Source organism: Peribacillus simplex (genome assembly GCF_030123325.1).
Taxonomy (GTDB): domain Bacteria; phylum Bacillota; class Bacilli; order Bacillales; family DSM-1321; genus Peribacillus; species Peribacillus simplex_D.
The window spans coordinates 2,405,853-2,418,212 of the sequence record NZ_CP126106.1 but is presented as its reverse complement, the minus strand read 5'-3'; the positions used below and the strand labels follow the sequence as shown (position 1 = coordinate 2,418,212).

Below are 12,360 nucleotides of genomic sequence, written 5' to 3'. Positions count from 1 at the left end.
GAAAAATCAAGATTTGCTTCCAAATATTCAAACTTGATTAAACTTATTTTGAAGATCCCTAACAAGAGCTTACAATCACAAAAAATGTCAATAAAAAATACCACTTCTTTAGAAGTGGTACAATCCTTGGTAACCCTTATATAACTGGTTCATAAATAAAAAATTTGATGACCGTGATGAACTCTCCCCAGGACCCACCACTTCCTGCAAGAAAGTGCCTCAAGACATGATACCCACCCAGGTTTTCACAGCCGTCGCTAAAATCAATAGGGCCAGTATGACTTGCAGAACTTTTACCTTCATTTTTTTACCGGCCATTGCCCCAAGCGGAGATGCCATTAAACTAGCAACAACCATGATTAATGCCGGATAGTATTCGACTTGTCCCGTTGAGATTTTCCCTACTGTTGCACCTATGGATGAAATGAAAGTGATGGCTAATGAAGACGCAATCGTTACCCTGGTTGGAATTCTTAAAACGATAAGCATGATCGGAACTAATAGAAATCCCCCTCCGGCACCGACTATACCAGCGCCTAAACCAACGATTAAGGCAAGGATGGCCGCAAGCCATTTGTTGAAAGTAATTTGATCCAAAGGAATGTCATCTATCCCTTTCTTCGGTATGAACATCATGACAGCCGCTATCAACGCCAAAACGCCATAGACGATATTCACTCCGTTTTCCGACATCGATTGTGATCCAAAACTTCCTACCACGCTTCCGATTAACACACTGATCCCCATATAGAGAATAAGCGTTGTATTTAAATGTCCGCTCTTCCGATAACTCCATATACCTCCGATGGAAGCGAATAAGACTTGTACAGCACTTATGCCTGTCACATCATGGGCACTAAATGCCGCTAAACCAAAGATCGGAGGAATGAACAGCAGCATTGGATAATTTATTATCGAGCCGCCGATGCCGAGCATTCCAGAAATGTATGAACCTATAAAACCAATCAAAAAGATGGTCAAAATAAAGGTGATATCCATTATAAGTGCCTCCCTTAAAAGAAGGGAACCCTAATGGTTCCCTTCCCTTTATCAGCCTTTTCTGATCCAAAATTTCAGTATATCATTTTCTTCAGCCGTTTCCACCAGTTCATGGCCACCAGATCTTGACCAAGCCGCTAAGTCGGCTTTAGCTCCTTTATCGGTTACATGTATTTCCAGAACTGCCCGGTTTGCAAATCATTCATCGCTTTTCTCGTTTTAACTATCGGCATTGGACATGCAAGTCCCTTAGCGTCTAACACTTTATCTGAATTCATATTTCATCTCTCCTATTTTCTTGGATTCTATTTTTATCAGTATTAGCGAACCGCACAACGATTTGGTCCGATTTCCATTTCCCGTTGTTTTTCATCATCAGGCTCGACCTTTCCCATATTGGTTTCGCGGATTTCTTGATAAGCGTTTGGTTGAGGCGGTAAATTACCTGTTACCAGCTCTCTGAATTCCGTTTCATCTGTAATGTTCAATCCATGATTGTCAGCAAACAGCGCACCCAACTTTTTAGCGACACTTCCGTCTTCATTCAATTCATCGATGATCATGAAATGTGATGGCAATACAATTAACTCGTCCGATAATTCTCTATAACGTGTATAAAGTGTTTCTCTCAAATCCCCTACCCAATCCTCAGCCAATCCAGCTAGGTCCGGTCTTCCAATGGAATCAATGAACAGTATATCCCCGGAAAGCAAGTATTTTTGATCGACCACAAATGAAGTGGATCCAATGGTATGGCCCGGTGAGTATAATGCTTGGATATCAATCGCTGTATGACCGATCGTTATCACTTTACCGCTTTCTAATGGCTGATATTCAAAAGTTACTTCAGCCGCATCTTTTGGCGGCAGCCAGTAGGCTGCATTTGTTACTTCCGCTATTCGTCTTCCACCAGAAATATGATCGGCATGTAAGTGCGTATCCAGAACATGTGTAATTTTCACTCCGATATCATCGGCGAAATCAAGATAGGCATCTATCATTCTTGTAGAATCAATAACGGCTGCTTCACCATTGGAGATGACCATGTAAGATAGACAGCCTTTACCAAGTCGAACAAATTGGTAAATTTCTGCGCCATTGGTCAATTCGCCGACCCTAACTGGTTCCAAGTGTTCACTCCATGCTTTCATGCCGCCCTTTAAATAAGAAACATCCAATCCAGCTTCAGATAGCATTTCAGCTACCATGACAGATGAGCCTTCCTTTGCACATACTACCAGGATTTCTTTATTGGCCGGGATTTGATCGAGGATTTCCTCTACGCCATCCAGTAGATCAAAATAAGGGATATTAAGGAATTCAAAGTTCTGCCCTTCAATTTTCCAATCATTAAAGTCACTTTCATTTCGAACATCCAAAATAAATAAGTCTGTTTTTTTGATTACCTTCATTGAAACCTCAGCGGCTGTCATTTGCTTAAACGTCATCCTGTATACCCCCTATAGTATTAAAAATTCCAAAAATTTTTACCTTCATTAAAAGGTTAATGTAACATCGGCATCTTTAGCGAACTCTAAAAATGTGATTGCCCCACCTACTTCGATACCGTCAACTAAAGCTTCTTTTTCCATCCCCAAAACGTCCATGGTCATTTGACACCCAATAAACTTGACATCCATTTCCTGTGCCATAGTAACTAATTCCGGAATGGAAGGAACATTAGCCTTTTTAAAACCTTTGGCAAAATGCTCCTTACCTTCAGGCAAAGGAAGCTGTCCATTCATTTCTTTATGAATTAAATTCAAGCCTTCAAATGTAAAGAAAATGGCCACTTCTTGATCTGTTGCTGCTGCTGCCGTTGCGATGTTAAACACTTTATATGCGTCAAATACACCACCATTACTTGCGATTATAGCTACTTTGTTAGTCATGATATTTTCCTCCATTTTAGAGTCACCTTTATTCTTTAACGGATTTTTGTGTAGGTCCGTTCCATTGGCTCATGCCAGGTACAACATTGAATACCTGTTCAAATCCAGCCGACGTCAGCTTTTGTGCAGCAAGATCACTTCGGCTGCCAGAACGGCAAATCACGAAGATCTCTGACTCTTTATCAAGTTCACCCATACGTTGTTCCAATTCACCCATTGGAAGGGATATTGATGCTGGAATATGATGGAAAGCATACTCTGCGGATTCTCGTACATCCAGAAGGATCATATTTCGATTTTCTTCCATGACTTGAAGAAGTTCTTCATTTGAAATGATTTTTTCATGCTTCTTCACTTCTGTTTCTTCTCCGCTCGCTTTCCGAAGATAATGTTTTAGTGTGGTTCCTTCTTCAACTGTACCTAAATATTGATGACCTGTACTTTCCGTCCACGCTTTCATATCGGCAGTTGACCCTTTATCAGTCGCTTGAACTTCCAGCACTTCCCCTGCTTCCAGGCCACTCATGGCTTTTTTCGTTTTTACGATTGGCATTGGACAAGCTAAACCTTTAGCATCCAAAACGGAATTTGTTTTAATCATTTTATATCCTCCTTGTTCCCTTAATAGGTATGGGGGTATATTCTAATTTAAAATTTATTCTGTGGGACCTTCCCATCCATTCATACCACCCACCATGTTCAACACTTTATATCCATGATCCTCAAGTATCTGTGCGGCCCTTGAACTTCTGCCCCCTGACCGGCAGACCATGATATACTCTTTTGATTTATCCAGATCCTGCATTCTAAATTCCACTAGACCCAACGGGATATTCAAAGCATTGGGTATTTTCCCTGCCTTTACTTCCTCCACCTCCCGCACATCAATAATGTGGACTGGCGAGTTTCCCTTCAATAATGCGTTCACTTCATTCGGTAAAATATCTTTCATATTTTTAAGATCCTCCTTTTATTCGCGCCAAGAACTCATGCCGCCTTTTACGTTAGTGACTTCTTTAAATCCTAGTTTTTTCAATGCTTTACATGCATTACTGCTCCGCATCCCGCTTTGGCAGATCACAACCACTTCTTTATCTTTAGAAAGTTCTTGTGCCCTTTTGCCAAGTTCGCTTAAAGGTACATTTTTAAAGTCCTTAATATGATTGCCCCTATATTCATTAGGAGTACGGACATCAATGAATTGCTTATTTCCTTTGTTACTCAGCTCAGCTTTTAACTCTGCCGCATTTATATTTTTTATCCCCTTTGCCGGGACAAATCGCTGATATAATAACCAAACGATGAAACCTAATATGATGAGATTAAATATAGTTCCCATTTGAACATCATCCCTCCCGAACCCAAAATTATATAAATAAGTTTACATTTCCATCCTCTGCTTCAGCTAAATAAGCCGCAACACCTGCATACTCAATTCCATCCATTAATTCCTCTTGCTGCAAGCCCAATAAATCCATTGTCATCGTACAGGCTATTAGTTTGATTTCCTGTTCTTGGGCCAACTCAATTAAATTTGGGAGTGACATGGCGTTATGCTTTTTCATCACATGTTTGATCATTTTAGGACCCATCCCAGCAAAGTTCATCTTGGATAGACCCATTTTATCTGAACCACGCGGCATCATTTTTGCAAACATTCTTTCCAGAAAACCCTTTTTCAATGAAACCGTCTCATCCTTCCTTAAGGCATTCAATCCCCAGAAGGTATGGAAAATGGTCACTTCATGATCGTAAGCCGCCGCCCCATTTGCAATGATATAAGCAGCCATTGCCTTATCATAATCACCACTAAATAATATGATCGTCGTTCTTTTCTTTTCAGTCATTATGTTTTCCCCCTGATCGATAGTCCGCTTCTTTTTATACCCTACGGGGTATATATTATTCTAAAAAATATAATTCGTCAACCTGCTTCACTAAAAAAATGAAGGTTTTTCTTTATTTTATTGGTCCATGATTGATTGAAGTCAAAACTTCATTCACTTCGAAAATTTTTCCGTTAACCTTCTCGATACCAAACCCTTTTAACCGAGCTGTGTGCATAGTCAAGTACTTACATGCGGATTCCTTCGTTTCAAACAGATAAATGCCACCAGCTTCCTTTGCCCCTCTGTCTTCGGTCCAAATCTTCCAGATCAAGCCTTCTTCTTCATTAATGCTTTTTGCTAAAACAGTAAATTCTTTTACCATTTCGTGGCCAAATGGTCCCTCCATTTTAAAATCCACTTGTAAAATATAAGTCATGAATAACACTCCTTTTTCTAAAGGTCAGGTCAAATTCTTTTACCTGCTTTTTATCAGTAGCTCAACCGCTTCCTTGACTAGATGATCAGTGCCTTCGCCTTTTTCAACGTTTTCCCGAACGCATTGCTCAAGATTGGCACTTACGATAACACCCATGGTCCTATCGATGGCATTACGTGCAGCCGACAATTGAGTGACGATTTCCCTGCAATCCTGTCCCTGCTCCATCATACCAAGAACACCCTTGATTTGTCCTTCAATCCTCTTCAGGCGATTAATGACACTTTTATCATACTCCATAATCTGTCCACCCATCTTTTTACAAATGAAATTACTAAACTCAACTGATTACCTTATTACCTTATCCGATTAAGAAGCAGCCCCAAGTTCATGTCCAAATTAACGCTTCAAATAGTCTTAAGGAATATTCAAAGCCTCTTTATCAACATTCTCACGCTATTGAGCCCTAATATCCATAATTTGCGTGCTTTATTCGTGGGTCTGCACATTTTACTCGTGAGTATGAGTGCTTTACTCGTGAATTTGCGCATTTTACTCGTAAGTTTGCACGTTTTACTCGTGAATTTGCGCATTTTTAACTTGTGAGTTCATATTATACCTATAGGGGTATATTGTCAAGCCGTTTAATTCACACCTTTATTAAAAAATGGCTTTGGTAAGTATTGTTGTTTTTCAGGTATCAAATATGGGAACGTCCGATTTGGACGTTCCCATTCTTATTCCATTAAAGCCCCCTATGTTCTTATTCCATTAAAGCCCCCTATAATGGAATAACTGTAAAGCTAATGAAGCTTTTTTAAAAGCTTCGTTTCCCTGCCCAAGCACCTTGCATTTTACTAAGAAATACAATTTGCCCAATATGGTATGCGTCGTGCATTGCTAAACTCTTCAGTTCAAGCACTAATGAATTATCTCCTGGAATCTGTCTATACAAATCTTCATGTTCTGATTTTGCTAGAATTTTTCCAAGTTCACGATGAACATAATAGTATTCTTGTTTTGTTTCCTTCCAATTTTCTAACGTCTCAGTTGGTAATCGAAATGTAGAGTCATTATTTTCTGCCTGTGGTTCATTCGCTGTTTCACCAAGAAATCGCATCAGATATCTCTTTTCATAGAAAAGTAAATGACAAACTAATTCCCAAATGGAATTCATTGCCCCATCAGCTGGTTTCCAAATTGCCTGTTCAAAAGTGATGTCCTCCAGCACTTTTTCAAGTGGTGGAAACCAGTCTTCTTCATCTAAGCAGCTTGCCCATTGCTGTGATAAAAGTGTTTTTACATCCATTTTCTATTCCCTCCAATTTAAACCCTTTACTGGATAATCCCTTTGGTCAAAATTCATTTGCGGCTTGTTGAAGAAAGGTCACTAATTAAGGTGTCATGCCAATTCAATTAAACTGGCCCTTTAACGGAACAATGAACATTCCGTTATTTGGAAAATTCTGATAACCTTAGTTTATCATAAGTTGTGTTAACTGAGAAAGAACAACTGTCTAAAACCATTTTGGTTATCGTAAAGTTATCTTTTATATGTTTGATGGTGTCTAAGAATTGGAACCAGCTCAAATAATGGTCTAGATATTTAGCCGCTACACCATTAAAACTCACTCGCTCTCGGTAATTTAGTTCATTACAGAAAAACCGTTTGAGCAAATTATTCTTTATCAAAGCCTAAAAAATAAAAGCCACCATTTACGGCAGCTTTCACTAATCACTTCAATTCTTCAATTATTTTGGCACCATAAGAGGTTTTTCTTGAAAATAGATTCAATTTTTCATCTAAGAACAGCAAAACTCATAAACTCCATCATTTCTGTATATTTCTACAAAAAGAATAGCGTTTTTACGCTTTTTATGTTAATTTTTTGCTAAGATTTGATTGAAAGAACCTGAAACAATTTTCCCTTTGTGCATTACCGCTCGGCGCCTTGCACGTCTTGCGACTGCTTCCGCTGAACAACTAGCTTCCACAAAAACAGCATCCGCTCTATCACCAATGGTCGGCCAAACTCGCTCCCCCTCTGAATTAAGAGGCATTTTCCCGCCAGTGATAAAACCTAGGGCTCGTCCTAAAGACCACTCATCAATCCAAGCGAAACGTTCAGCCATCAGACTAGCTTTGTAAAGCACGTCCCCTGTGCCAAATGGGTCCCAATGATCCGTTATGCTGTCATTTACAAGCGAGACATTTATACCCTTTTCATGAAGCAATGGGATTGGAATTGTGGGAATATCGATAGGTACAGTGGAAGCAATTGAAATACCCGCTTGAGCTAAAGTTTCCGCCGCATCGGCTGCCACTTCAACGGGAACATCCCCGAGTCCAAACGCATGTCCAATTGTAACTCTTCCCTGCCAGCCTGCTTCTTCTGTAAGTTTTGCCAATCGTTTCATCGTATAAATTCCCAGGTGACCAGGTTCATGTAAATGCAAATCTATATCTGCATCCGCTTCAGCTGCAAGTTCTATGAGTGCATGTGTAGAACATAAAAGTCAACTCGTGAAAGCCAAAAATAAAAACGTGCCTATTTATAGGCACGTTTTTCATATGAGGGGGAGCTTCATTGGTCCTTCACGTATCTCAATTCGCGTACAAGCGATATTGGTCGCTTAATGTATCCCCATTACCGTAAATATAGGCTTTAGAACCGGATGTATAGGAAGAATTGTCGTACTTCCATTTAATTCTTAGTCCCATGTTTCCGCCTGCTCCATATGTTTCATTACCAAACTTCTTAATATATTGCGAGAAGCTATCCCAAGTCCGGGGGCCAACCACACCATCCACTTTCAAGTTGTTTTCTTTTTGGTATTTCTTTACACCAGCTTCGGTTTTTGGTCCAAAAATTCCATCAACGTCAACCACTGCTGAATCCGTATAAAAACCCATGACATTCAGGATATACTGCATATTTCTGATCTCCACCCCATGAGAGTCCTTCCGCAAAATAGAGTTTTTATCCCAGCTTTCGGGATGGTGAAACCCTCCAGCTGATGCTGAAGCAGTGGAAAAAGATATCCCAAGGGCCATTGCTAATACTACTAAACTAGTAAGTAATTTCTTCATAGCTCCATCTCCCTCTTCTTTTGTACATCCGAACTCCCTTACCATTTCCCCTCGGATTTTATATTTCCCTTCCGACCAATGTCCTGTTTTGAACATGCTAAACAAACAGTAATGAACCATAGCTAATCACCGACATCCCGATCAAACCTTTTATTCGGGCCAATGATAACGGGATCATGGTCTTGCAATTAATAATTGTATAGGAAATAAAGATGGCATTTTAAGAGGCTAACGTAACACCCATTCGGTTTCACGATATCCGGCACACACACTTCCGTCTTGATTTCTGAAGGGGTAGATATCGTCAACGTACAAACTCTATAGGACATCCGAAACCTAGCATCACGTTAGAGCATTACGCCCATATGATGCCAAACCAAGATGGAAGTGGCTGATATTTTCCACAACTCCTTTAAGAGGTCCCGTTAGCAAAATGTGAGCAAATCACTATAGTTGATCTAAACGCATCCAACAAGACAAAATAAAAAAGGCACAAACCACTGTTATATCAAGGATTTGAGCCTTTGGTAGGTGATGACCTGTGAGGGATTCGAATCCACGACCCTTTCCCTGTCAATTTTCTAAAATATCTTTTATACAGTACTTTTGCATAAATAGATTCATAGAAATTCTATGCAATCATAAATATTAATGAGATGAAAGGTAGGGTTTTTTTTTACTATACCTCCACGTGCGTGGACTGTAATTGACAACACAAGTGGTGTTGGTGATTTTACAAAAAAACTAACGGAACCAGTATCACCTGATTCCGTTAGCAATATTTCATTTAAGACGCCATTTTATCTGTGTTTTATACTTGTAAGCTGATAATTCATCTAAAATATTGAAGAAAATAATCGTCTACCCCATTTACTTCCTTTTAAATTCATAACCTTACATAGATTACTATAATAACAAACATATAAAGCAAAAATTGGCGGGAATGAGTACCGCCTTCACATTAGCCAATTAACTGCTTAGTATAAACCCTACTTTTTGTGGGCAGGCCAGTTTAACATCCTACTTCGCTTTTACCTTGAATTGGGATATTTCTACTGTTCCCCCATTCCATCAAGATTCTTTGACCCAAAGTTTTCGAGCAATGCACGCACTTCATCTGTTGACTCCGTGCTCATCAATTGATTTCTTAATTCACTTGCCCCTCGAAACCCACGGACATAAATCTTAAAAAAGCGATGAAGAGCCTTGAACGGACGCAGCTCCAATTTTGAATATTTATCATGGAGATCCAGATGCAGCCTTAAGAGATCTAGCAATTCATTACTACTATGATCTTTCGGCTGCTTTTCAAAGGCAAATGGATTATTGAAAATACCACGCCCAATCATAATCCCATCAATGCCGTATTGATGAGCGAGCTTTAAGCCAGTTTGACGGTCAGGGATATCCCCATTGATCGTCAAGAGTGTATCTGGTGCCACCTGGTCACGAAGTTTCTTAATCTCCGGGATTAGTTCCCAATGAGCATCTACTTTGCTCATTTCCTTTCTTGTACGCAGATGAATGGAAAGATTAACAATGTCTTGTTTCAATATGTGTGTCAGCCAGTCGTGCCATTCGTCTACATCCGTGAAACCAAGCCTAGTCTTTACACTTACGGGCAATCCTCCTGCTTTTGCTGCTTGTATTAAATCTGCTGCAACTTCTGGACGACGGATAAGGCCACTTCCCTTCCCATTCTGTGTCACATTAGGAACAGGACAGCCCATATTGATATCCACACCCCGATAGCCTAGTTTCGCCATACCAATACTCATTTGCCGAAAGTATTCAGGCTTATCCCCCCATATATGGGCTACAATTGGTTGTTCATCCTCCGTAAAAGTCAAACGCCCACGCACACTACGGATGCCCTCTGGGTGACAATAACTCTCCGTGTTTGTAAACTCTGTAAAAAACACATCAGGTCTGCCTGCTTCACTCACTACATGGCGAAAAACTACATCCGTCACATCTTCCATTGGTGCCAATATAAAAAATGGTCGTGGTAAATCACGCCAAAAATTATCTATCATCTTCAAATTCAAATCCTCTCATGATGTGGGATACCAGGCCAACCCCTTATCCCAAAATTAAAAAGCAAAATGTCCCTGCTTCTTTTACACTTATACCATGATTAAGCACTTTTTATCAAACTGCGGAAATGTTTATTTTAACTTCACAATCTCTGTAAAACCAAAATATCTTCTGCTGAATCCACCCCATCAACCAACATTCCACTGTTCGAGTAAAAATAAAGTTTTGCTAAAAAAGACTGAAAAGAAAATTGGAAGAACACTGGATTGACAAGGGGTTAACAGAAAAAGGCCCCCGAAATCGCAAAAGTATTATAGAGTTGCCAATGTTCTAAATGGTTTTAACAATACGCAAGTACATAATTTCCAGTAGACAAAGCCAACATATAGGGAAAGAAATGAAGAAATCGAAATCGTCGAGGAGGGAATAATTTGAAGGCATCTGATTTGTTTATAAGATGTTTGGAGAATGAAGGGGTTCAGTATATTTTTGGGATACCTGGTGAGGAAAATACGGATCTTATTGATTCTCTAATAAGCTCTGATATTAAATTCATCTTGGTTCATCATGAACAAGCTGCAGCTTTTATGGCAGACATCTATGGCCGGCTAACTGGAAAGCCTGGCGTCTGCTTGGGTACATTGGGACCGGGGGCAACAAATTTATTGACAGGGATAGGAAGTGCTTATCTGGATTATTCCCCTGTTGTCGCGATTACAGGTCAGGCGGGCCTTGATCGAATTCATAAGGAGTCGCATCAATATGTGGACATTATTGGGGTTTTTAAGGAAGTAACGAAATGGAATCAACAAATTAAGGTGCCGCATACGATTCCGGAAATTATCCGTAAAGCATTTAAAACTGCAGTCATAGAAAAGCCGGGAGCTGTTCATATCGAACTCCCCGAAGATGTTGCGATGATGGATACTGAAGGTGAACCTCTTCCGGTTACACCACTTCCTAGATCCCGCCCTGCAGAGGAAGAAATCAAAAAAGCCGTCGAATTAATAAATCGCGCAAAAAAGCCTATTATTCTAGCTGGTAATGGCGTAGTCCGCGATGGAGCTGCTGAGGCCTTGAGGAAATTTGCAGAAGAGAAGCAAATTCCCGTTGTGAATTCGTTCATGGCCAAAGGAGTTTTACCTTCCAACCATCCATTGACCCTTTTTACAGTAGGAATGCAAGCAAGGGATTATGTTCTATGCGGGTTTGATTTGGCCGACCTTATTATCACCGTCGGCTATGATTTCGTCGAGTATTTGCCAAAGTATTGGAACGATGAGGCAATGAATCCGATTATTCATATTGATGCTCGACCTGCTGAGATTGATGCTTATTACCCCGTCCAAGCCGAATTGGTCGGGAACGTTACGGAGGGACTTGAAGCGTTGTCCACTGGTGTAGTGGAAAAGGAGCTTTGGCCTGAAGTGAAAAGGTTAAGGTCTCAAATCATAGAAAAATTTCATTCTTCGGATGATGTTTCAGGAAGTCCTATCATTCCTCAGCGAATTATCGCCGATTTGAAAAGGGCGGAAAAAGGCAATGCCATTGTCATTTCGGATGTGGGAGCCCATAAATTATGGATGGCCCGGATGTATCAGCCGGAAATGCCTAATCACACCATCATTTCTAATGGCTTTGCATCGATGGGAATTGCCATTCCTGGCGCAATTGCAGCCAAACTGGCAAAACCTGATAAACCTGTCATTGCGGTTACAGGAGATGGCGGATTTCTGATGAATGGGGTTGAATTGGCAACTGCAAAACGTCTAGGTATTGCCTTCGTGATAGTCATTTTCCATGATTCAAAATACGGCCTAATTGAGTGGAAGCAATTGAATAAATTTGATCGTACGAATGCGATTGAATTTACAGACCCAGACTTTTTAAGCTTCGCAAAAAGTTTTGGTGTTAAAGGAGTGAAAGTAACCCACTCCGATGAATTGCTTCATGCATTGGAAGAAGCGATTTCGAGTCAGGAAATTGTCTTGATTGATGTGGATGTCGATTATTCGGAAAATGTAAAGCTCTCTAAAACATTAGGTGATTATATTTGTAAATTATAAAGGCAGATAT

Annotated in this window: 13 protein-coding genes and 3 pseudogenes; 1 reads left to right on the top strand and 15 read right to left on the bottom strand. The window is 40.1% G+C overall.

Translation table 11 applies throughout. From position 1 onward, the window contains the following. Window positions 1-219: 219 nt before the first annotated feature. From QNH43_RS11500 to QNH43_RS11430, 15 genes and pseudogenes are all read right to left on the bottom strand, one after another. Entirely contained in the window at window positions 220-999 is a 780-nt protein-coding gene (locus QNH43_RS11500) for a sulfite exporter TauE/SafE family protein (RefSeq protein ID WP_283917922.1), read from the bottom strand. Window positions 1,000-1,050: 51 nt separating this feature from the next. Beyond that, window positions 1,051-1,277 (bottom strand): annotated as a pseudogene (locus QNH43_RS11495) (sulfurtransferase TusA family protein). A gap of 42 nt (window positions 1,278-1,319) precedes the next feature. Next, complete coding sequence (locus QNH43_RS11490) at window positions 1,320-2,447, bottom strand: MBL fold metallo-hydrolase (RefSeq protein ID WP_283917921.1); 1,128 nt, start codon at window positions 2,445-2,447, stop codon at window positions 1,320-1,322. 48 nt (window positions 2,448-2,495) lie between these two features. Then, the gene (locus QNH43_RS11485) at window positions 2,496-2,891 is read right to left on the bottom strand and encodes a DsrE/DsrF/DrsH-like family protein (protein WP_283917920.1); all 396 of its coding nucleotides are present in this window, start codon (window positions 2,889-2,891) and stop codon (window positions 2,496-2,498) included. 28 nt (window positions 2,892-2,919) lie between these two features. Beyond that, complete coding sequence (locus QNH43_RS11480; RefSeq protein ID WP_283917919.1) at window positions 2,920-3,492, bottom strand: sulfurtransferase TusA family protein; 573 nt, start codon at window positions 3,490-3,492, stop codon at window positions 2,920-2,922. Window positions 3,493-3,546: 54 nt separating this feature from the next. Next, window positions 3,547-3,843 (bottom strand): rhodanese-like domain-containing protein, encoded by a 297-nt coding sequence (locus QNH43_RS11475; RefSeq protein ID WP_076368940.1) that lies wholly within the window; start codon window positions 3,841-3,843, stop codon window positions 3,547-3,549. A gap of 18 nt (window positions 3,844-3,861) precedes the next feature. Further along, window positions 3,862-4,230 (bottom strand): rhodanese-like domain-containing protein, encoded by a 369-nt coding sequence (locus QNH43_RS11470; protein WP_283917918.1) that lies wholly within the window; start codon window positions 4,228-4,230, stop codon window positions 3,862-3,864. Between the two features lie 28 nt (window positions 4,231-4,258). Further along, on the bottom strand, window positions 4,259-4,738 hold the full coding sequence (locus QNH43_RS11465; RefSeq protein ID WP_283917917.1) for a DsrE/DsrF/DrsH-like family protein: 480 nt from the start codon (window positions 4,736-4,738) through the stop codon (window positions 4,259-4,261). Between the two features lie 112 nt (window positions 4,739-4,850). Then, window positions 4,851-5,156 carry a monooxygenase gene (locus tag QNH43_RS11460; RefSeq protein ID WP_283917916.1) on the bottom strand — a complete coding sequence of 102 codons (306 nt, stop codon included), beginning with the start codon at window positions 5,154-5,156 and terminating at the stop codon, window positions 4,851-4,853. Between the two features lie 39 nt (window positions 5,157-5,195). Next, on the bottom strand, window positions 5,196-5,456 hold the full coding sequence (locus tag QNH43_RS11455) for a metal-sensitive transcriptional regulator (protein ID WP_076368937.1): 261 nt from the start codon (window positions 5,454-5,456) through the stop codon (window positions 5,196-5,198). Window positions 5,457-5,973: 517 nt separating this feature from the next. Continuing rightward, the gene (locus QNH43_RS11450; protein ID WP_283917915.1) at window positions 5,974-6,465 is read right to left on the bottom strand and encodes a DinB family protein; all 492 of its coding nucleotides are present in this window, start codon (window positions 6,463-6,465) and stop codon (window positions 5,974-5,976) included. A gap of 143 nt (window positions 6,466-6,608) precedes the next feature. After that, a pseudogene (locus tag QNH43_RS11445) lies at window positions 6,609-6,812 on the bottom strand (IS1595 family transposase); the annotation flags it as partial. A gap of 225 nt (window positions 6,813-7,037) precedes the next feature. Beyond that, window positions 7,038-7,664: pseudogene (locus QNH43_RS11440) on the bottom strand (amidohydrolase family protein); the annotation flags it as partial. A gap of 97 nt (window positions 7,665-7,761) precedes the next feature. Then, window positions 7,762-8,247, bottom strand: a complete 486-nt coding sequence (locus tag QNH43_RS11435; protein ID WP_283917914.1) for a peptidoglycan-binding domain-containing protein — start codon at window positions 8,245-8,247, stop codon at window positions 7,762-7,764. 1,052 nt (window positions 8,248-9,299) lie between these two features. Then, on the bottom strand, window positions 9,300-10,283 hold the full coding sequence (locus tag QNH43_RS11430) for a tRNA dihydrouridine synthase (RefSeq protein ID WP_283918339.1): 984 nt from the start codon (window positions 10,281-10,283) through the stop codon (window positions 9,300-9,302). A gap of 432 nt (window positions 10,284-10,715) precedes the next feature. On the opposite strand from QNH43_RS11430, the gene QNH43_RS11425 reads away from it, so the two are divergent. Further along, the gene (locus QNH43_RS11425; protein WP_283917913.1) at window positions 10,716-12,350 is read left to right on the top strand and encodes an acetolactate synthase large subunit; all 1,635 of its coding nucleotides are present in this window, start codon (window positions 10,716-10,718) and stop codon (window positions 12,348-12,350) included. The last annotated feature ends 10 nt before the right edge of the window (window positions 12,351-12,360 follow it).

What these genes read in the sequence shown, in the direction of transcription:
- QNH43_RS11465 (WP_283917917.1), bottom strand. Translation starts at nt 4,738, where the DNA reads ATGACTGAAAAGAAAAGAACGACGATCATATTATTTAGTGGTGATTAT.
- QNH43_RS11470 (WP_283917918.1), bottom strand. Translation starts at nt 4,230, where the DNA reads ATGGGAACTATATTTAATCTCATCATATTAGGTTTCATCGTTTGGTTA.
- QNH43_RS11435 (WP_283917914.1), bottom strand. Translation starts at nt 8,247, where the DNA reads ATGAAGAAATTACTTACTAGTTTAGTAGTATTAGCAATGGCCCTTGGG.
- QNH43_RS11490 (WP_283917921.1), bottom strand. Translation starts at nt 2,447, where the DNA reads ATGACGTTTAAGCAAATGACAGCCGCTGAGGTTTCAATGAAGGTAATC.
- QNH43_RS11480 (WP_283917919.1), bottom strand. Translation starts at nt 3,492, where the DNA reads ATGATTAAAACAAATTCCGTTTTGGATGCTAAAGGTTTAGCTTGTCCA.
- QNH43_RS11500 (WP_283917922.1), bottom strand. Translation starts at nt 999, where the DNA reads ATGGATATCACCTTTATTTTGACCATCTTTTTGATTGGTTTTATAGGT.
- QNH43_RS11455 (WP_076368937.1), bottom strand. Translation starts at nt 5,456, where the DNA reads ATGGAGTATGATAAAAGTGTCATTAATCGCCTGAAGAGGATTGAAGGA.
- QNH43_RS11460 (WP_283917916.1), bottom strand. Translation starts at nt 5,156, where the DNA reads ATGACTTATATTTTACAAGTGGATTTTAAAATGGAGGGACCATTTGGC.
- QNH43_RS11485 (WP_283917920.1), bottom strand. Translation starts at nt 2,891, where the DNA reads ATGACTAACAAAGTAGCTATAATCGCAAGTAATGGTGGTGTATTTGAC.
- QNH43_RS11430 (WP_283918339.1), bottom strand. Translation starts at nt 10,283, where the DNA reads ATGATAGATAATTTTTGGCGTGATTTACCACGACCATTTTTTATATTG.
- QNH43_RS11450 (WP_283917915.1), bottom strand. Translation starts at nt 6,465, where the DNA reads ATGGATGTAAAAACACTTTTATCACAGCAATGGGCAAGCTGCTTAGAT.
- QNH43_RS11475 (WP_076368940.1), bottom strand. Translation starts at nt 3,843, where the DNA reads ATGAAAGATATTTTACCGAATGAAGTGAACGCATTATTGAAGGGAAAC.